The following is a 20,099-nucleotide window of genomic DNA, read 5'->3' on the forward strand; positions in this document are numbered from 1 at the left end:
CCAATAAATTAACTCGTGTTAATTATTTTATCATAGTTTATCATAGTTTATAATGATTATACAAACATAATCTTAGGAGGGTAATAAAAAATGATTTTGGCATGTGGAGAGGCTCTTATAGACTTCACCCCTATAGAAATAAATAAAGAGGTAGCTTACGTACCTAAGGAAGGTGGATCGCCCTATAATGTGGCAATCACTCTTGGCAGGTTAGGAACACTTTGTGGATTCTTTGGTAAAATTTCCAAGGACTTTTTTGGAGAGATGTTAATTGAAAAATTAAGAAATAACCATGTGGATACATCTTTTGTGTTAAGATCTGAGAAATCAACTACTCTTGCCTTTGTCATTCTAAAGGAGGGAGAACCTCATTTTGTTTTCTATGGCGAAAATACTGCTGATACATCCTTAGAAGAGAAGGATATGCCCTACATAGATCCTGAAAAAATCAAGCTTATTCATTTTGGATCAATTTCCATGATACGAGAACCAGGTTGCTTTGTGTTAGAAAAAATGATGAGTCAAAATCATGGAAAGGTATCAATTTCTTTTGACCCTAATGTAAGATCTAATCTAATAAAAGATAAAGTTAATTACTTAAAAAAATTTGAAACTTGGATTGGATATGTAGATATTTTAAAGGCAAGCATTGCAGATCTTACTTGGCTTTATGAGACAGAGGATACGGATGAGCTTGCTAAATATTTTCTGAGAAGAGGTGTAAAGATCTTTCTTGTAACCTTAGGTAAGGAAGGATCAAAAGGCTATACTAAATTCTTTTCTGCTTTTTCTAAGGGTAAAGAAGTAAAAGTTGCTGATACAGTAGGAGCAGGAGATGCTTTTATGGGAGGATTTTTATATTATTTAAATTCTATTGGGAAACTGAATAAGAATTTTTTAGAAAGTATAACTAAGGAAGAGCTTGAAAATGCCTTGGATTTTTCTAATACGGTCTCGGCGTTAACCTGTACTAAGAAGGGCGCAGAGCCACCATATTTGTCTGAAGTTGAAAATTTTATGCTTAAAAGGTATTATTGAAGGAAAAGTTTTTAAGAAATTTGTGGGTTAAGGAGAGATAGAATATGGATTTAATATTTTTTTTGATATTATTTGCCTTACTTACTATACCCCATGAGTTTGGACATTTTATTTTTGCAAAGGTTTTTGGAGTTAGGGTTTATGAATATGCCGTAGGTTTTGGTCCTAAGATTTTAGAGATAAAGGGAAGGGAAACAAAATTCGTACTAAGACTTATTCCTATTGGTGGATTCGTAAAAATGGCAGGAGTTGATGATATTAATATTCCAGAGGTGGAAAGTGTTCCAGAGGATAGGAAGTTCTATAAAAAGGCACCTTGGCAAAGATTTTTAATTCTTTTTGCTGGTTCTTTTATGAATTTTATTTTTGCGATAATTCTCTTTATGGCTATTTTCCTTATAGGGATTCCTCAGCCTATTCCTGTGGTGGATAAAGTTTTGGAAAACAAACCAGCCAGCGTATCGGGAATCTTGCCAGGAGACAGGATTTTATACATTGATGGAAAAAAGATTGAGGATATTTCTGATGCGGTTAAGTTAATTACCGGATCTATAAAATCTCCAGGAGAAAAAAGAGAGATTGAAATTAAGGTAGAAAGAGATGGAAAAATTGTGAATATCAAAGTTGTACCTGAATGGAGTGAGGAAAGAAAAGGAGGAATAATAGGAATTGTTTTTAAAACTGTTCCTAAGAGATATTCTCTTCCCACTGCTGTTAAGAATGGCTTTTTGATGTTTATAAATGCCTTGATTTTAATATTTTATGTTTTCAAAGCATTGTTTAATGGGGTACAAGGTGTATCTATTGCAGGACCCATTGGAATTGCTAAAATGACAGGAGAGGTTGCTTCTATGGGGTTAATATATTATTTGAACTTTCTTGGTGTTTTGAGTGTACAGCTTGGAGTATTTAATCTACTTCCTATACCTGCTCTTGATGGTGGGAGAATTCTTTTCGTAATAATTGAAAAAATAAGAGGAAAGCCTATAGAAACAAAAAAAGAAGAGATGGTTCATTGGATTGGCTTGCTGATATTGTTGTTTTTAATGATAATTGTGACCTTTTTTGATATACTAAACTTAAGGAAATGAAGAGAAAAATAACAAGAGTTGTAAAGGTTGGTAATATAGAGATAGGTGGTAATAATCCTATAAGGGTTCAGACTATGACTAAGACACCTACGGTGGATGTTAAAGCTACCGTAAGGCAAATAAGGAGACTTGCTAAAAAGGGTTGTGAGATTGTTAGGGTTGGAGTACCTGATAAAGAATCGGCTCTTGCACTGGGAAAGATAAAAAAGGAAAGTCCTATCCCTATTGTAGCTGACATACATTTTGATTACCGTCTTGCTCTGACAGCTTTAGAACAAGGGGTAGATAAGTTAAGACTGAATCCTGGTAACATTAAAAATCCCAAATATGTTTCTATTATTGCCAAAGAGGCAAAGGCTCGGGGGGTGCCTATAAGGGTTGGTAGTAATGCTGGATCCTTACCTAAGGAAATTCTGGAAAAATATGGTGGACTTACTTCAGAGGCATTAGTAGAAAGTGCTCTTAATGAAGTTAGGCTTTTAGAGGACAATGATTTTACGGATATTGTAATATCTGTAAAAGCCTCCTCTGTACCTTTAACAGTAGAAGCCTATAGGCTTTTATCAGAAAAGGTAGATTATCCTCTGCATATTGGTATAACGGAGGCAGGTACTTTATTTCCTGGAACTATAAGATCGTCGGTGGGCTTGGGCATCCTTCTTTATGAGGGTATAGGTGACACTATAAGGGTCTCTTTGTCTGCTCCTCCTGATAAAGAGGTTGAAGTTGCGTATGAAATTCTTGATAGCCTTGAGCTGAGAAGGAAGGGATTAAGGGTTTTGGCTTGTCCTATGTGTGCTCGGTCGCATTTTCCAGTTCAGGAGGTAGCAAAGGAAATTGAAAAAAGGTTTGGGGATTATCCTTTAAACTTGGTAATTGCTGTGATGGGCTGTGAAGTCAACGGTCCGGGAGAAGCCAAATGGGCTGATATTGGTATTACAGGATCTAAAGAAAGAGTTATAATTTTTAAGAAAGGGAAAATAATCAAAGAGACTAGTTTCGAGAGAATAATTTCCGAATTAGAAGAGGAACTAACTAAGATCAAGGAGGTGAACTCAAATTAGCACTTTAATAGTAGCTGTGTTACTGTTCGTTATAGGTATAGGGATGGGATATTTTGTTAGAAAGTACATAGAAAGCAAAACTGTTCAACTTGCTGAAAAAAGAGCTGAGGAGATAAAAAAGAAAGCTGAGGAAGAGGCTGAGGAGAAGAGAAGAAGAGCTCTTCTTGAGGCAAAAGAAGAGATTTTTAAATTAAGAAGTGAAGCTGAGAGGGAGATAAGAGAGAGAAGAAATGAGCTTATAAATCTTGAGAGAAGGATTCTTCAAAGGGAGGAAAACTTAGAGAGGAAAGAGGAGATTCTTGCTAATAAAGAAAAAGAGATAAATCACAGACTTGAAAATATTAAAAAATTGGAAGAAGAAGCTATAATTGAGCTTCAAAAAGTGGCTCAAATGACCAAGGAAGAGGCTAAGGAAATATTATTAAGGCATGTAGAGGATGAGATTCAAAAAGATATTGCATTAAGGATAAAAGAGGCTGAAGCAAGATATAAAGAAATAGCTGAAGAAAAAGCGAGAGAGATAATAATGGAAGCAATACAAAGATGTGCGGTAGATCATACTGTGGAGTCTACAGTCTCTGTAGTGAGTTTGCCCAGTGAGGAGATGAAGGGAAGAATTATTGGAAGAGAGGGAAGAAATATTAGGACTTTTGAAACCTTAACTGGGGTTGACTTAATTATAGATGATACACCTGAGGCTGTAGTTCTTTCTTCCTTTGATCCTGTGAGAAGAGAAATAGCAAGGATTGCTTTGGAAAGGTTAGTAAAGGATGGTAGAATTCATCCTGCAAGGATCGAAGAAATGGTAAATAAAGCCAAGAAAGAAGTAGAGAATAGAATAAGAGAAGAGGGAGAAAGGGCATTGATAGAGGTTGGTATTCAGAATATTCATCCTGACCTAGTAAGAACCTTAGGAAGACTTTATTATAGAACCAGTTATGGGCAGAATGTTTTACAACATTCTATTGAGGTTGCTAAGATTGCAACAATAATTGCTGCTGAACTTCATATGGATGTAAATCTTGCTAAGAGGGCAGGACTTCTTCATGACATAGGAAAGGCAATTGATTATGAGGTAGAGGGATCTCATGCTGTATTGGGTGCTGAACTTTTAAAGAAATACGGGGAGCATCCTGATGTAGTACATGCTGTGGCAGCTCATCATGAAGAAATTCCATTAATTAAACCATTAGATGTTATAATACAGGTGGCTGATAGTATATCTGCAGTAAGGCCTGGAGCAAGAAGAGAAAGTATTGAGATATATATAAAGCGACTGGAAAAATTAGAGGAAATTGCTATGTCTTTTCCTGGAGTAGAGAAGGCGTACGCTATTCAAGCTGGAAGAGAGGTTAGAGTACTAGTGAGTCCAGAAGAAGTAGATGATCTTACAGCCACAAGGCTTGCTTATCAAATTGCAAAAAAGATTGAAAAAGAGATGGAGTATCCTGGGCAAATTAAAGTTACTGTGATTAGAGAAACAAGAGCTGTAGAGTACGCAAAATAGTTATGAATATACTTTTCTTAGGAGATATAGTGGGAAGGATAGGCAGAAGAGGGGTTGGACTTCTTCTGCCTCAAATAAAGAAAGAGTTCAATATTGACCTTGTAGTTGCAAATATTGAAAATGCTGCCTCAGGGTTTGGTATAACTGAAAGTGTAGTAAAGGAGCTATTTGAATATGGTATTGATGTTTTTACCAGTGGCAACCATATTTGGGATAAAAAGGAAGGTATACCCTTATTGGATATATATGAGAGAATATTAAGGCCAGCTAATTATCCCTTAGGGGTTCCTGGAAGAGGATATTTGGTTTTAACACATATGGACAAAAAAGTGGGTATAATTAATATACAAGGTAGAATATTCATGGAGCCTATTGAAAATCCCTTCTATGTGGTTAAAAATATAGTTGAAGAAATGAAAAAAGATACTAAAATAATAATAGTGGATGTACATGCTGAAGCAACTTCAGAAAAAATAGCTATGGGTTATTTTTTAGATGGAATGGTAACAGCAGTGGTAGGTACACACACACATGTACAGACAGCTGATGAGAGAATTCTACCAGGGGGGACGGGTTATATAACAGACCTGGGGATGTGTGGGGCTTATGATTCGATTTTAGGGGTTGAAAAGGAGGCTGTTCTTAAAAAATTTCTTCTCCAAATACCTCAAAAATTTAATGTACCAGAGAAAGGACTTTTTAAAATGGAAGGGGTGATTATAGAGGTAGAAGAAGAAAGCGGAAAAACAAAAAATATTATAAGATTACAAAGGAGGGGAGAGATTAAATAATTTTAAAAGTCAGCCATGGGAAGAACATATAAAGGAGGTAGGTTTATGGTAGAGGTATTAAAAGTTTCAGCTAAATCTAATCCCAATGCAGTGGCAGGTGCATTAGCTGGTGTAATTCGTGAGAAAGGTCGCGCAGAAATTCAAGTAATAGGGGCTGGAGCTGTAAACCAAGCTGTTAAAGCAATAGCTATCACAAGAGGATATGTAGCTCCAAGTGGTATTGACTTGATTTGTATTCCAGCATTTACTGATGTACAGATTGATGGAGAAGAAAGAACAGCCATCCGTTTCATTGTAGAGCCCCGCTAAATTCTACTGAGTCAGAAAAGAAAGGATCAGGAGGCAGAAGGGAATTTCTCCTTCTGCCTCATAATTTTTTTATGGTATAATTCACAAGGTATAAATATGTAGAAAGGAGAGGTTAAAAATATGAAGAAAGGAATTCATCCTGAGTTAAAGAAAGCAAAAATTGTTTGTGCGTGTGGCGCGGTTTATGAGACTTTATCTACAAAAGAGTATATGACTGTAGAAATCTGCTCAAAATGTCATCCATTCTTTACAGGCCAAAGAAAGTTCGTAGATACCGAGGGAAGAGTAGAAAGATTTACTAAAAAATATAATTGGGAAATTAAGTAAAATTGAAGGTTAAATTAATTTCTTATACGCCAGAGCCAGAAAAAGTATGTGCTCTGGCAATGCGTCTTTGTCATTATCAAGGAAGTATTGAGGAGTTAGAAGAAAAGCTAACTCCAGAAGAAATTGTTCGTTTGCTTAATAAAGCTAAAAAACTCCAACATATGTCTATATTTGAACACGCCTCTTTTACTTTTTATATCGAAGGAGTTTCAAGGGTGACCACTCACCAATTAGTAAGGCATAGAATTGCTTCTTATTCTCAGCAGAGTCAAAGGTATGTAAAGATAAAGGATGAGTATGTTATTCCTGAAACCATAAAGAAAGAAGAACAAAGGCTAAATGTATACAGAGATCTAATTGAAAGAGCTTTTGATGCATATGAGGAGTTGGTAAAGCTAGGGGTTCCTAAGGAGGATGCAAGGTATCTTTTACCACAAGCTATAGAGTCCAAAATAATAGTTACTATGAATGCAAGAGAATTGATGCACTTTTTCACTTTGAGAACTTGTAATTCTGCTCAATGGGAGATAAGGGAACTTGCATGGAAGATGCTTGAATTGGTGAGAAATGTGGCACCTACAATTTTTTCTGATGCTGGTCCTCCATGTTTTAGAGGTCCATGTCCAGAAGGGAAGACTTGTGTTCCAGAGAGAAGGTGAGAAAAATGGAGATTGTTAGTGGAGCATCGGGATGGATAGAGGTAATATGTGGAGGAATGTACAGTGGCAAGAGTGAAGAATTGATAAGGAGAGTAAGAAGAGCTCAGATAGCTAAGCAGAAGGTTCAGGTTTTTAAACATAGTTTAGATATAAGATATGATAAAGATTATGTAGCTTCTCATACAGGACTAAAGATCGAGGCAATTCCTGTGAGTAGTAGCGCTGATATTGAGAGATTAGTAAAGGATGATACTCAAGTGGTGGCCATAGAAGAAGGACAGTTTTTTGATATGGGGCTTGTAAAGGTTTGTCAGAGACTTGCAGATAGAGGCAAGAGGGTTATTGTGGCTGGGCTTGATCAGGATTTTAGAGGGGAACCTTTTGGTCCAATGCCCTATTTAATGGCGGTAGCAGAGTATGTGGATAAGCTACATGCCATATGTATGAAGTGTGGAAATGTGGCAAGTAGAACTCAAAGAATAATAGATGGTAAACCAGCTTATTATGATGATCCTATAATACTTGTAGGGGCTTTTGAAACTTATGAGGCAAGGTGTAGACATTGCCATGTAGTATTAAGGAGAGAGGAAGATGAAAAATAAGAAAGATTTAGTTGGTGGACAAGCGGTATATGAAGGGGTAATGATGAGGAAAGGAATAGATATAGCAGTTGCTGTGAGAGACCCTGATGGGCAAATTGTGGTCAAAAAGGAAAGGCTTCAGCCTTATTTTAAAAAGTGGACTCAAATTCCCTTTTTAAGAGGGTTAATGATATTGATGGATTCTCTTTTTTGGGGTATTAAGGCATTAAACTACTCAACACAGGTAGCCTTTAAAGAGGATGAAAAGATTGATAGTAATTGGGAGATTGGTTTAGCATTGCTTCTTGGATTTGTCTTTTTTGTAATTATTTTTATTGTTTTACCTTTATTAGTGGTGAAGCCCATCGAAAAACATATATCATCTCAAATAATTATAAGGCTTCTAGAAGGAATAGTCAGACTTGTCATTTTTGTGTTTTATTTGTTCAGTATAACGAAAATTAAAGAAATCTATAGAGTATTTCAATATCACGGTGCAGAACATAAGACTGTTTTCTGTTATGAGGCGGGAGAGGAGTTGACTGTTGAGAACTGTAGAAAATACTCTCGTTTTCATCCAAGATGTGGTACTTCTTTTTTGCTTGTGGTAATGATTGTAAGTATAGTTATTTTCGCCTTTTTAGGACAGCAAACTTTTTTACTTCGAATTATTTCCCGAATACTATTGATTCCTGTAATTTTTAGCCTATCTTATGAGATAATAAGATTAGGTTCTCAACATACCGATTCATGGTTTTGGAAAATAGTTCTTACTCCCGGATTATGGATGCAGTATTTTACTACGAAAGAGCCTGATGATTCTCAACTTGAGACAGCTATTGTTGCCTTAAAGGAGGTGACAAAGGAGGACTATGCTTCAGAAGTTAGTCATTGATAAATTGGAAGAGATAGAAAAAAGATTTGAAGAGATAGAAGGTCTTCTTGCTAAAGAGGATGTTATCTCTGATTTTAATAAATATCAATCTTTATTAAAGGAAAGAGCAAAGATAGAAGAGATTGTTGACAAATTTAGAGAATATAAGAGGTTACTAAAGGAAAAAGAAGATCTTGAGGAAATGGTTAAAGAGGAACAAGATGAAGATTTGCGTTCTCTTGCAGAGACAGAATTAGAAGATATTCAGGAAAAACTTGAAAAAGTTGAATTTGAGTTGAAAGCCCTTCTTTTACCTAAGGATCCTAACGACGAGAAAAACATCATTATGGAAATAAGAGCAGGAACCGGAGGAGAGGAGGCTGCATTATTTGCTGCTGATCTTTTTAGAATGTATTTGGGATATGCTCAAAAGAAGGGTTGGAAAGTTGAAATTGTAAGCTCTAATCCTACAGGACTGGGTGGTTTTAAAGAAATAATATTTATAGTAGAAGGAAAAGGAGCATATAGTAGATTAAAATTTGAGAGTGGAGTACATAGGGTTCAAAGAGTACCAATAACGGAGTCAAGCGGGAGAATTCATACCTCTACTGCTACAGTAGCTGTACTTCCTGAAATGGAAGAGATAGAGGTTGAGATTGATCCCAAAGATCTGAGGATAGAAACCTTTAGATCTGGTGGGGCTGGTGGTCAGCACGTTAATAAGACTGAGTCAGGTGTAAGAATTACCCATATTCCTTCGGGTATTGTAGTTCAATGTCAAGATGAGAGATCACAGCATCAAAATAGGGAGAAGGCAATGAAGGTTTTGAGGGCAAGACTTTATGAATATTATCAAAGGGAAAAAGAAAATGAGATAGCTTCTCAGAGAAGACAGCAGGTTGGAACAGGGGAGAGAAGTGAAAAAATTAGAACTTATAATTTTCCACAAAGAAGAGTTACAGATCATAGAATAAATTACTCCTCTTTCCAGTTAGAAGAAGTTTTATCAGGAGAATTAGATGAGTTTATTGATAGGTTGATTCTTGCTGAGAAAGAAGAGCAAATTAAGAAACTCTTTGAAGAAGTTGGCGCAACCTCTTAGAGAAGTTCTTGTATGGTTGAATAATAAGATTAAAGAAATTAATCCTGAATCAGCATGGTTAGAAGCTGAGTTATTAGTAGCTTTTGTATTAAATAAGGATAGAGCCTTTATATATACTATTGATTTTTTAACTGACGAAGAAGTAGAAAAGCTTAAGAAGCTTTTAGATTTAAGAAAGAAGGGAATTCCTTTAAATTATATAATTGAAAAGAAACAGTTTTATGACATTGAACTTTTTGTTGAAAGAGGAGTCCTTATTCCAAGAAGTGAAACGGAGATACTAATTGAGGTGGCAAAGGATACTATTTTAAAAGAAGGATATAAGAAGATAGTAGAGATAGGAGTTGGTAGTGGAAATATTTCTATAACCCTTGCTAAGGAGTTTAAGGATATTAAAATATACGCTTGTGATATTTCTCCAGAAGCAATAAAAGTGGCAAGATTTAATGCTAAAAAGCATAAAGTCTCAGATAAAATTGAATTCTTTTTTGGTTTCCTTCTTTATCCAATGGTTCATAGAAACGTTGATTTTGAACTCATAATTAGTAATCCTCCTTATATAGCCTCTTGGGAATTTCCTTTTTTACAAAAAGAGGTCAAGAAAGAACCCTGGAAGGCTCTTTATGGAGGCTGGGACGGATGTGAGTTTTATAGGAAACTTTTTACTCTTTTGAAAAAAAGAGGTAAAAACTTTACTGCTATTTTAGAGATATCTCCTTATATATATCATAAAGTTTTAAACATTCTCAAAAATTTTTTTGATAGTGTAATAATAGAATCTTTTAGAGATTACTTAGGACATGAGAGGGTTATAAAAGTTATATGGCATTAATATATAAGGTGGATAAAGAAAATCCAGATATAGAGGTGTTAAAAAAAGCTGCTCAGGTACTTGAGAAAGGAGGACTTGTAGCTTTTCCTACAGAAACAGTTTATGGACTTGGAGCAGACGCTCTGAATCCAGAGGCGGTTAAGAAAATTTTTATAGCAAAAGGAAGACCTCCAGATAATCCTATTATTGTTCATGTGGGTAAAAAGGAGCAAGTTTATAGTCTTACTGAGAATGTTCCTTCTATAGCGGAGAAGCTTATGGAGGAATTTTGGCCTGGTCCTTTAACACTCATATTTTATAAATCTAATCTTGTAGATGATGTTGTTACTGCTGGAAGCCCTAAGGTTGGTATAAGACAACCTATGAATAAAGTAGCTCTTAAGCTTCTTGAAGTTTTTGGTAAACCTATTGCAGCTCCTTCAGCTAATGTTTCTGGAAGACCAAGCCCTACAAAAGCTGAACATGTCATTGAGGATTTAGAGGATAAAATTGACATAATTATTGATGGGGGTGATGTGAATTTTGGAGTTGAGTCTACTGTACTCGACATAACTACTGATACTCCTATTATTTACAGGCCAGGAGCATGTCCCAAAGAAGAAATTGAAAGAGTAATTGGTAAAAAAGTGATGGTTTGGAATAAAGAGAAATCAAAAGAAGATGTTCCATCTCCTGGTTTGAAGTATAGACATTATGCTCCAAAAGTTCCCTTGTATATTGTTGAAGAGTTTAATGAAATATGGCAAAATAAAATAAATGACTGGTTAAAGGAAGGGAAAAAAGTGGGTGTTTTGGTCTCTAAGGAGAACGAAAACCTTTATTCTGATAAGATCAAGAAATATGTTATAGGAAGTAGAAAAAATTTGACAGAGATTGCTTTAAATTTATTTTTTTATTTACGTAAATTAGAGAAAGAAGTAGATATAATAATTTCTGAGTCTTTTCCTGAAGAAGGACTTGGACTTGCAGTAATGGATAGATTAAGAAGAGCTGCAGGGGAAAAATAGGCATGAAGATTGTATTTGTATGTACTGGAAATACCTGTAGAAGTCCTATGGCAGAATATCTATTTAAAGATATAATGGAAAAAATGAATGTTTACAATATAGAAGTAACCTCTGCAGGTATTTTTGCTTTTGAAGGTAGAGAGCCTTCTCAGTTTTCGGTAAAGGTGATGTTGGAGAAAGGCATAGATATTTCTTCTCACAGATCTAAAAGATTAACTATTGACTTGGTTAAAGAAGCATCGATAGTCTACACCATGACTAAGGATCAGTTATTTATTTTGAAAGAGATGTATCCTAATTTTAAAAATAAAATCTTGACTCTTGGGGAAGAGGATATTGAGGATCCTTTTGGCTTAGATATTGAAAAATATAGAGAGGTTCGTGATAAGATAGAAAAAGAAATAATAAAAATTATTGAAAATTTAAAAGAGAGGGTAGAGATATGAAGATTGCTATAGGAGCAGATCATGCAGGCTATATGTTAAAAGAGGAGTTAAAACGTTGGCTTGAGGAGTGGAATATATCTTACCATGATTTTGGAACTTATTCTCCTGAAAGGGTAGATTATCCAGATTATGGAATCATTGTTGCGAGAGCAGTAGCAAAAGGTGGTTTTGAAAAGGGGATTTTGATTTGTGGGACAGGAATAGGTATGAGTATTGTGGCAAACAAAGTGAAAGGAATAAGAGCTGCATTATGTAGAGATCCTTATGAGGCAAAATTAAGTAGAGAGCATAATGATGCCAATATACTAACTTTAGGAGGTAGAATTCTTGGTTTTGACTTGGCAAAGGAGATAGTAAGAGTATGGTTAAATACTGAGTTTACTGGAGGCAGACATAAGGTAAGGATAGATAAAATCTCAATGATTGAGGAGGATGAGCTGTGAGGTATTTACCAGAGGTTGATCCTGAAATTTATGAGGCTATTAAAAGCGAGGAGTACAGGGAAGAGTATCATTTAGAACTTATTGCTTCTGAAAATTTTGTGAGTAGGGCGGTCTTAGAGGCTCAGGGTTCGGTTTTGACTAATAAATATGCTGAGGGATACCCTGGAAAAAGGTATTATGGTGGATGTCTCTATGTGGATAAAGTAGAAGATATAGCAAGAGAGAGGGTAAAAGCTATATATGGAGCTGAACATGCTAATGTCCAACCTCACTCTGGTAGTCAAGCTAATATGGCTGTTTATTTTGTAGTTCTCAATCCTGGGGATAGAGTCTTAGGAATGAATTTAGCTCATGGAGGGCACTTAACTCATGGAAGTCCTGTTAATTTTTCTGGAAAGTTATATAATTTTTATTTCTATGGAGTAGATAAAAATACAGAAATGATAAATTACGATTCGGTTTGGAATTTAGCTAAAGAACTGAAACCTAAGTTGATAGTAGCTGGTGCAAGTGCTTATCCTAGGATTATAGATTTTGAAAAATTTGCTCAAATAGCAGAAGATGTGGGAGCATATTTCATGGTAGATATGGCTCATATAGCTGGACTTGTTGCTGCAGGACTACATCCTTCTCCTGTTCCATACGCACATTTCGTTACAAGCACCACTCATAAAACCTTGAGGGGTCCAAGAGGTGGATTTATTCTGTGTAAAAAGGAATTTGCTAAGGAAATTGATAAGGCTGTATTTCCGGGTATTCAAGGTGGACCTTTGATGCATGTAATAGCTGCTAAGGCTGTGGCTTTTAAAGAGGCAATGAGTCCTGAATTTAAGGAATATCAAAAGCAGATAGTTTTAAATGCGAAGGCTATGGCGGAGGAACTTATAAAACTTGGATATAGGCTTGTTAGTGGAGGAACAGATAATCATTTAATGTTAGTGGACCTTAGAGATAAGGGAATAACTGGAAAAGAAGCAGAAAAGGCTCTTGAGGAGGCAGGTATTACGGTAAATAAAAATGCTATTCCTTTTGATCCTCAACCTCCTACAATAACCAGTGGGATTAGAATAGGAACTCCTGCTTTAACTACTCGGGGTATGAAGGAAGACGAGATGAGGTATATAGCGAGATTGATTCATGAGGTTCTCTCTAACTTTAAGGATGAGAGGGTGAAAGAGAAGGTTAAAAAAGAGGTAGAAGAACTTTGTAAGCAATTTCCAATTTATAGAAAGGAGAATTAAAAATGGTTATAGTGGTAGATCATCCATTAGTACAACACAAATTAACAAAACTAAGAGATAAAAGTACAGAACCTAAGGAATTCAGAGAACTTCTTTCTGAGATCTCAAGCCTTATGTTATATGAGGTTACAAGAAATTTACCCACAAAAGAGGTGGAAGTTGAAACTCCATTAGGTATAGCAAAAGGTAAAGTTCTTAATAATAAGGATTTGGCTATAGTTCCAATTTTAAGGGCTGGTCTTGTCATGGCCGAAGGTATGTTGCGGATTCTTCCCTCGGCAAAAGTAGGTCATATTGGTCTCTATAGAGATCCTAATACTCTTAAACCTGTTCAATACTATACAAAACTTCCAGAGGATATAGATAAAAGAGAAGTTGTAGTCGTAGATCCCATGCTTGCAACGGGTGGTTCTGCCATTGCAGCTATTTCAATTTTAAAGACAAAGGGAGTTAAAAACATTAAGTTTGTTTGTATTATAAGTGCTCCTGAGGGGATAGAGGCTTTGAAAAATAGTCATCCTGATGTGGATATATATACTGCTGCTATAGATGAAAAATTAAATGATCATGGATATATAATACCGGGGTTAGGCGATGCAGGAGATAGACTTTTTGGCACAAAATAATATGGTAGGTGATTTACATGTGAGAAAAGATAAGTTTGTTATTGAAGGAGGACATAAACTTAGAGGAGAGTTAGAGATATGGGGAAGTAAAAATGCTTCTCTTCCTATAATGGCTGCTTCTGTACTGAATTCGGGAGATCTAATCTTGGATAATGTTCCTCCAGTTAAAGATAACATTACTATGGCAGAGATTTTAAAGGTTTTAGGTATGGAAGTAGAGTTCTTAGAGGGTGATAAAGTACATATAAAAGGAGAACCTAAGGGATATAGAGCTCCCTATGAGCTAGTCTCTAAAATGAGGGCATCTTTTGAATTGATGGGACCTCTGCTTGCTCGTTTTGGCGAGGCTGAGATTCCTTATCCTGGTGGATGTAGAATAGGTTTAAGGCCTGTAGATCTACATATTAAGGGTTTTGAGAGTTTGGGTGCGGAAGTTACTGTGGAAAAGGGATATGTGTGTGCAAGAGCTAAAAAGGGTTTAAAAGGCACAAAAATTCATTTAGACAAGCCCAGTGTAGGTGCTACAAGAAATATAATGATGGCTGCAATTATGGCGGAAGGTGAGACGGTTATCGAGAATGCTGCCTGTGAACCTGAGGTTGTGGATTTGGGAAATTTTTTGAAGATGATGGGAGCAGAAATTGAGGGTTTAGGCACATCTACTATTTATATAAAGGGAAAGAAAGATTTAAAACCTGTAGATTACTATAAAGTTATACCCGATAGAATTGCTGCGGGAACCTTTATTATTGCTGGTGTAATGTTAGGAAAAGATTTGATTATAAAAAATGTCGAACCGGAGCATCTACAAAGCTTATTTATAAAATTAAAAGAAGCAGGAGTGGAAAGTTTTCAAATCAAGGATAAGGAAGTAAGAATTAAAGCAGCAAAGAATTGGAAAGGTATAGAGGTGACTACTATGCCATATCCCGGCTTTCCTACTGATTTGCAACCTCAAATGATGGTATTTTTAAGTCTTGCTCAAGGAAGTAGTTTAATTGTAGAGACAGTGTTTGAGAATAGATTTCTTCATGTAGGAGAATTATTGCGCCTTGGCGCCAAGATAAGCATAGATGGTAGAACAGCTTTAATTCAAGGTGTAGAGAAGCTTAAAGGTGCACCTGTGGAGGTTACTGATTTGAGGGCTGGCGCTGCTCTTGTTCTTGCTGGTTTGGTAGCGGAAGGAACTACAGAGGTATTAGATGTGGGAGAACACATTGATAGAGGTTATGTGGCTTTAGAAGATAAGTTATCAAATTTGGGTGCTAAGATCAAAAGGGTTTACTATGAAGAAGCTAATTAAAGGTTTTCTAATTCTTTTTCTTGTGATTTTTTCCATAGTAATACTTTTGGCTCTCACTTCTCCTTGGTGGGCAAAGTCCTTAGTTTCTTATATCCTAGAAAAGAATTTTGGAAAATATGCTAAAGCGGAAGATGTAAAATATATTTTCCCAAATAAAGTGGAAATATCTACTTTGGAAGTAGCAAATTTTGCTACTTTTTCTAATGTAAGTATTTCTCTTCAAAATCCTTTAAAACTTTCTCCCATTAATATTGAACTTACTAAGCCTAAAATGATTATTATTCATAATGAAAAGGGAGAATGGACTTTTCCTCAGATACCTGGGATTGATACTTCAAAGTCTAATAATGCAAATAATATTAGTATAGAAATAAAGGCAAAGATTAAGGACGGGATAGTAGTTGTTAGGGACTTAAAGACTGAAAAAGATATAGAAGTCCAAAAAGTAAACGGTAATTTGTATTGGAAGAATCAAATGATTACCTATAGTGTGTCTACTTCTATTAATAATCAAGAGATAAAAAGTTATGGTACTTATGACTTTTCAAAAGAGGAGGGTAATCTAACCTTTGAATTTAAAAATGCCTTAGCAGATGTATGGGCGGGAGTGTTTTTACCCAATATATTTTATATTGAGAAGGGTTACTTTACGGGCTGGATCAATACCAAGGGAGATAAGAATGACTGGGTTGTATCTGGAGAGATTAATGCTTTTAATGTGGAAGGTAGAATTGCTTCTTTTACTCCTAAATTTGTAAATGTGAGTACAAAAGTTAAGATTGATGGGGAAAATATAAATATTCTTGATGGGAGAGGAAATCTTTGGGATGCGGATATAAAGTTCTTAGGCAAAGCTACTCCTAAACCTGAAATGAACATAAGTTTTGAGAGTCTAAATTTGGAGAAAATAGACAAAGAATTTTTTAAAGGTAGCATTAATTTGAGGGGAAAGGCAAAGGGGGAATTTTCTATTTCCGAATCTTGGGAAAATGCTATTATAAAGGGTTATATTATTGCGGAAAAAGGGTCTATTTATAATTTTGACTTTAATAATATAAAGATAGATATAGATTCTAAATTGCCTTTAGTAAATGCAAAAATTTTAGGAGATCTTGATCTTGGTAATTTAAATGGAAAAATTTCCTTTGATCTAAAGAGTACTCTTATCAATTTAAATCTCGAGGCTAATAATGTTAAGATAGAGAAAATAGCAGAGATTTTTAATCTTCCTAAGATGGAGGGAAAAGGAGACGTTACTATAGAAGCTAAGAAGGATAAAAAATGGAAAATTTCAGTGAGTGGTATTATTGAGAATGGTAAACTTGGAGATTATTCTGCTGAGAGCATAGAATTTAATTTTGAAAATGAAGATATAGATTTTAATTTGCCCTTTGGTGATAGTTTTTTTTTCCAAAAAGGTTAAAGGTTGAGATTTTAGGTTTTTCTTACAAAGACTTAAAGGCTAAAGGGAATTTTGTTTTTTCTAAACCTTCTACAGCCTCTAATATATATAATCTCAATGGTAAGATTATTTCTAATTTAGGCATATTGTGGATCTACGGTAAGTATGATCTGAAAAAAAATTATGGGGATATATCCTTAATTTCCTCAAACTTTAATCTAAAGGATATTAAGTCTTTGTTAGGACTAAATATACCAGAGATAAATAGTAGTACTTATTTCAGAGGAAAAATTACAGGGGATATTTTTCACTCTCCCAATTATACTTTGAGTTTTTATTTTAAATATATTAAGGTAAATAGTTTTAATGTTGATAGGATAACTATTCATCTAAAAGGGAAAGACATAAATAACTTAGACCTTTCAGTAAGTGGAAAATATGGAGAAAACATCTTATGGGGTAAAGGAAAGTTCAATTTTAGTGGTTTTAGATTTGATGTTAGAGGGAGAATTAATTGGCAGGATCAAATTAGGATTAGCCCTTATTTTAGCTTGAATGGTGATGCTTCCTCGTGGAACTTGGAAATATATCTTAAAAATTCAAGTCTAAAATATAATAGTTACTCGTTTAATATTTCAGATTTTAATGTAAAAACTGGAAGCGATGGGAATTTGGACGGGTATGTCTTTTTTGTTGAAGGGGATCGCTTCATGTATATTAGTATTGGAGGGAGTTGGGAGAAGTGGAGTTTAACTTTTTGGGGAGAGAATATTGAGGTATTAGGTGAAAAAATAAAATTGATAAAGTTAAATTTAGATAATAATCTTTCTGGGTGTTTTGATGCTAAGATTAGAGACTATTTCGTAAAGGGTAATTTAGACATATCTTTGGAAAATAGGACTATTATTATTAAAGACTTGTATTTTAATGAGTATTATTTGGGGGATATGAGATTGGCACTAGAAAATAATTTTATAAAAGTTGAGGGAAATATTTTTCAGGGTTCTATTAAAGGATACTATGAGTTAGGAAAAAGGGGAGAGATTAATTTTTCAGAATTAAAATTTAGTAATTTAAGCCTTTCAGGAGGAGTTGGTATTGAAAAAGATTATTTTGTGTTTGTAATCCCTCAGTTGAGTGCAAATAGTTTAGTTTTTGAAAACATTAAAGGAAGAGTGGATTTTAAAGAGCCTAATCATATAAAGAATTTTTCTTTGGAGATTCCTTCTTACATTAAAATATATGGAGATATTTTTTTAGAAAATGACTCTGTTAATTCTCTCTTACATATAGGATTAGGAGAAAAAGAAATTGGTTTGTTAAATCTTATAGGAAATTTTAGCAAATTTGATTTTTCGGGTAATATATTTGGTGGGAGCCTCAAGGGATATTATGAAATTGACAAAAATACCGCTGTTTTTAATGTTGAAAATTTGGATTTATCTAATATTGATAATAATCTTGACGGTAGGATTGAGATTCTTTCTGGAGTCTTTAAGGAGGGAGGTTTATCTTTTGAAGGAAATATTCCTAAAATAAATCTTAAGGGAAATAGTATTGACAATGTTTCTTTTAGGGGTATTTATAAGGAAAATTTGAATTTTAGTTTTAATGCTTCTTATTCTGTTTTTGATTTTTCTATTCGTGGAGCTTTTGATTTTAAAGATGAAAACAAGTTCACTTTATTTATAAAGCCAAAGAATAGTGTATTTTCTGGATCTCTTGTCAAAGTTCTCACTTTAAGTTTTAGTGGAGATGTGGATAAAGAGTTTAAAAAAATAAGACTTGTTTTGAGTAAAGAAAGTAATGAGTTTTTTAAGTCTGGTATTATGACGATAAATATCCCTGAGGGGCTTATTATAGGGAATGCATTACTAAAGGATAATGGAGAGATAGGATGTAATTTAAGTCTTTATGGAGATGGGACAATAAATTTGAAGAAAATTTCTCTTTCTGTTCTTGAAATTTTAAATATTCCTAAGTTTGAAGGTTTAATTTATGGAGATTTAAAGCTTGAGAAATGGAACATAATTGAAGCGAATCTTCGTGCAGAAGAAGTTGAAATTAAAAATTTTCCTAAAAAAGTTGGCTTGTCTTTGAATATAAAAAAGCTTGAGAATAAATATTTGTTGGACGGAAATATCTCTAAACTTTCAGAAAAACCAGCAGAGTTTAGTGGAAGTTCTGATTTAAAAGCTTTTGATTTACAGGTAAAATTCTTAGATCTAAAATTTTTAGAAGATCTTGTTAGTAAAGATTTGATTGAAGAAGGTAATCTAGGGGATGGAAAGGCAGTATTAAATATAAATGGGGATTTTAATGAATTGACTATTTATAGTGACATAACCTGGAATAATCCTTTAGTGTTCAAGTATATTAAAGATAGAGTTTACGGTGGAAATTTTTCTCTTAACTATAGAAATGGTGAGCTAAAATTGAAGGACTTTGAGATTAGGACTTTCTCTAACAGGATGAAGATTTATGGTATAATTTTCCCTTCATTTAATATTTATGGTAAATTTAATAATATTTGTTTATCTATTCCTGGTTTAGCTAATGGTTATGTGGACGGAGATCTCCAATTGATTAAAGAAAAAGATATATATATTGCGAGGGGAATTATTAAAATTAATAACTCTCATATCTATCTCCTTAAGAATGTGAAGATGAATTTTAAAAGTACAAAGATGAATTTTCCTTTAAAATTAGACGTAAAAATAGAGATAGGAGATAATGTAGTATTTTCTGAGCCTAATCTTATTTATATATCTCTTTTGGGAAGTGTCTCTGTAAAGGGTGATATCAATACTCCTATTCTTGATGGTAAAATAGATTTTATGAATGGGAATTTGAATGTTCTTGGAAATGACTTTTTGGTAGATAGTGGATATATTAAGTTTCCGGGTTTAAGTCTTAATGAAAATATATGGGAGATATCTGCTTCAAGAATAATTCAGGGTTATAATGTGATTTTAAAAGGTATAAGCTTTATGGGAAATTCTTCCTTTGTTTTTAGTTCTGAACCTCCTCTTTCTTTGAGGGAAATATTGTTTTTACTTTTAGGACAGAAGAACCTTCCTATTGCAAGAGAAGAAAGTTGGACATTGTCAACGATTCTTGAAAGTATTCCTCAAAGTGTAGAGGGTGTGGTAAGCTCTGCTTTTAGTAGCTATATCCTTTCTCCTTTGTTAGGAGAACTTGAAAAAGCACTAAATGTAGATAGGATAAAAGTTGATTATATATTAGAAGGATTAATTCCTAAGTGGAAAAGTGTCTCCTTTGAAAAGTCTTTACTTAGTAATTTAAGTTTAAGTATAGTTTATTATTGGGAAGGAGATAAATTATGGAGTACTGAGTTAACATATAGATTTAATGAAAATCTTTACTTCAAAATCTATACCTCTCCTAAAACAGAGTTCTCATTTAGTTTTGAATATAGTACTCAATTTTAAAAAA

At 34.3% G+C, this 20,099-nt stretch carries 20 protein-coding genes; all 20 read left to right on the top strand.

Annotation, left to right across the window (positions count from 1 at the left end):
- Positions 1 to 90 precede the first annotated feature (90 nt).
- Positions 91 to 1,038, top strand: a complete 948-nt coding sequence (locus DTUR_RS04040) for a carbohydrate kinase family protein (protein WP_012583161.1) — start codon at positions 91 to 93, stop codon at positions 1,036 to 1,038.
- Between the two features lie 44 nt (positions 1,039 to 1,082).
- Entirely contained in the window at positions 1,083 to 2,129 is a 1,047-nt protein-coding gene (gene rseP, locus DTUR_RS04045) for an RIP metalloprotease RseP (RefSeq protein ID WP_012583162.1), read from the top strand.
- Positions 2,126 to 3,193, top strand: a complete 1,068-nt coding sequence (gene ispG, locus DTUR_RS04050; protein ID WP_012583163.1) for a flavodoxin-dependent (E)-4-hydroxy-3-methylbut-2-enyl-diphosphate synthase — start codon at positions 2,126 to 2,128, stop codon at positions 3,191 to 3,193. The genes rseP and ispG overlap by 4 nt, the downstream gene beginning before the upstream one ends.
- The gene (gene rny / locus DTUR_RS04055) at positions 3,189 to 4,700 is read left to right on the top strand and encodes a ribonuclease Y (protein WP_164931065.1); all 1,512 of its coding nucleotides are present in this window, start codon (positions 3,189 to 3,191) and stop codon (positions 4,698 to 4,700) included. Before ispG ends, rny begins: the two co-directional genes overlap by 5 nt.
- A 2-nt stretch (positions 4,701 to 4,702) precedes the next feature.
- Positions 4,703 to 5,491, top strand: a complete 789-nt coding sequence (locus tag DTUR_RS04060; protein ID WP_012583165.1) for a TIGR00282 family metallophosphoesterase — start codon at positions 4,703 to 4,705, stop codon at positions 5,489 to 5,491.
- A gap of 45 nt (positions 5,492 to 5,536) precedes the next feature.
- A complete protein-coding gene (locus DTUR_RS04065; protein WP_012548757.1) occupies positions 5,537 to 5,800 on the top strand; it encodes a stage V sporulation protein S in 264 nt (87 codons plus the stop codon).
- A 120-nt stretch (positions 5,801 to 5,920) separates the two neighbouring features.
- Positions 5,921 to 6,127 carry a 50S ribosomal protein L31 gene (gene rpmE / locus DTUR_RS04070; protein WP_012583166.1) on the top strand — a complete coding sequence of 69 codons (207 nt, stop codon included), beginning with the start codon at positions 5,921 to 5,923 and terminating at the stop codon, positions 6,125 to 6,127.
- Between the two features lie 2 nt (positions 6,128 to 6,129).
- Positions 6,130 to 6,786 (top strand): FAD-dependent thymidylate synthase, encoded by a 657-nt coding sequence (gene thyX / locus DTUR_RS04075; protein WP_012583167.1) that lies wholly within the window; start codon positions 6,130 to 6,132, stop codon positions 6,784 to 6,786.
- Between the two features lie 5 nt (positions 6,787 to 6,791).
- On the top strand, positions 6,792 to 7,388 hold the full coding sequence (locus DTUR_RS04080; protein WP_012583168.1) for a thymidine kinase: 597 nt from the start codon (positions 6,792 to 6,794) through the stop codon (positions 7,386 to 7,388).
- Positions 7,378 to 8,262, top strand: coding sequence for a DUF1385 domain-containing protein (locus tag DTUR_RS04085; protein WP_012583169.1), 885 nt, complete (start codon positions 7,378 to 7,380; stop codon positions 8,260 to 8,262). Before DTUR_RS04080 ends, DTUR_RS04085 begins: the two co-directional genes overlap by 11 nt.
- Positions 8,240 to 9,343 carry a peptide chain release factor 1 gene (gene prfA / locus DTUR_RS04090; protein WP_012583170.1) on the top strand — a complete coding sequence of 368 codons (1,104 nt, stop codon included), beginning with the start codon at positions 8,240 to 8,242 and terminating at the stop codon, positions 9,341 to 9,343. Before DTUR_RS04085 ends, prfA begins: the two co-directional genes overlap by 23 nt.
- On the top strand, positions 9,318 to 10,175 hold the full coding sequence (gene prmC, locus DTUR_RS04095) for a peptide chain release factor N(5)-glutamine methyltransferase (protein ID WP_242603748.1): 858 nt from the start codon (positions 9,318 to 9,320) through the stop codon (positions 10,173 to 10,175). Before prfA ends, prmC begins: the two co-directional genes overlap by 26 nt.
- On the top strand, positions 10,166 to 11,182 hold the full coding sequence (locus DTUR_RS04100) for an L-threonylcarbamoyladenylate synthase (protein ID WP_012583172.1): 1,017 nt from the start codon (positions 10,166 to 10,168) through the stop codon (positions 11,180 to 11,182). Before prmC ends, DTUR_RS04100 begins: the two co-directional genes overlap by 10 nt.
- A gap of 2 nt (positions 11,183 to 11,184) precedes the next feature.
- On the top strand, positions 11,185 to 11,628 hold the full coding sequence (locus DTUR_RS04105; protein WP_012583173.1) for a low molecular weight protein arginine phosphatase: 444 nt from the start codon (positions 11,185 to 11,187) through the stop codon (positions 11,626 to 11,628).
- A complete protein-coding gene (gene rpiB / locus DTUR_RS04110; protein WP_012583174.1) occupies positions 11,625 to 12,071 on the top strand; it encodes a ribose 5-phosphate isomerase B in 447 nt (148 codons plus the stop codon). Before DTUR_RS04105 ends, rpiB begins: the two co-directional genes overlap by 4 nt.
- Positions 12,068 to 13,312 carry a serine hydroxymethyltransferase gene (locus tag DTUR_RS04115; protein WP_012583175.1) on the top strand — a complete coding sequence of 415 codons (1,245 nt, stop codon included), beginning with the start codon at positions 12,068 to 12,070 and terminating at the stop codon, positions 13,310 to 13,312. Before rpiB ends, DTUR_RS04115 begins: the two co-directional genes overlap by 4 nt.
- A gap of 2 nt (positions 13,313 to 13,314) precedes the next feature.
- A complete protein-coding gene (upp, locus tag DTUR_RS04120) occupies positions 13,315 to 13,938 on the top strand; it encodes a uracil phosphoribosyltransferase (RefSeq protein ID WP_012583176.1) in 624 nt (207 codons plus the stop codon).
- A 1-nt stretch (position 13,939) separates the two neighbouring features.
- Positions 13,940 to 15,241, top strand: coding sequence for a UDP-N-acetylglucosamine 1-carboxyvinyltransferase (murA, locus tag DTUR_RS04125; RefSeq protein ID WP_012583177.1), 1,302 nt, complete (start codon positions 13,940 to 13,942; stop codon positions 15,239 to 15,241).
- Positions 15,225 to 16,664 (top strand): AsmA family protein, encoded by a 1,440-nt coding sequence (locus DTUR_RS04130; protein WP_012583178.1) that lies wholly within the window; start codon positions 15,225 to 15,227, stop codon positions 16,662 to 16,664. The genes murA and DTUR_RS04130 overlap by 17 nt, the downstream gene beginning before the upstream one ends.
- 215 nt (positions 16,665 to 16,879) lie before the next feature.
- Positions 16,880 to 20,095, top strand: a complete 3,216-nt coding sequence (locus tag DTUR_RS04135) for a translocation/assembly module TamB domain-containing protein (RefSeq protein ID WP_242603753.1) — start codon at positions 16,880 to 16,882, stop codon at positions 20,093 to 20,095.
- Positions 20,096 to 20,099: the final 4 nt, after the last annotated feature.

It is taken from the genome of Dictyoglomus turgidum DSM 6724, assembly GCF_000021645.1.
GTDB lineage: Bacteria > Dictyoglomota > Dictyoglomia > Dictyoglomales > Dictyoglomaceae > Dictyoglomus > Dictyoglomus turgidum.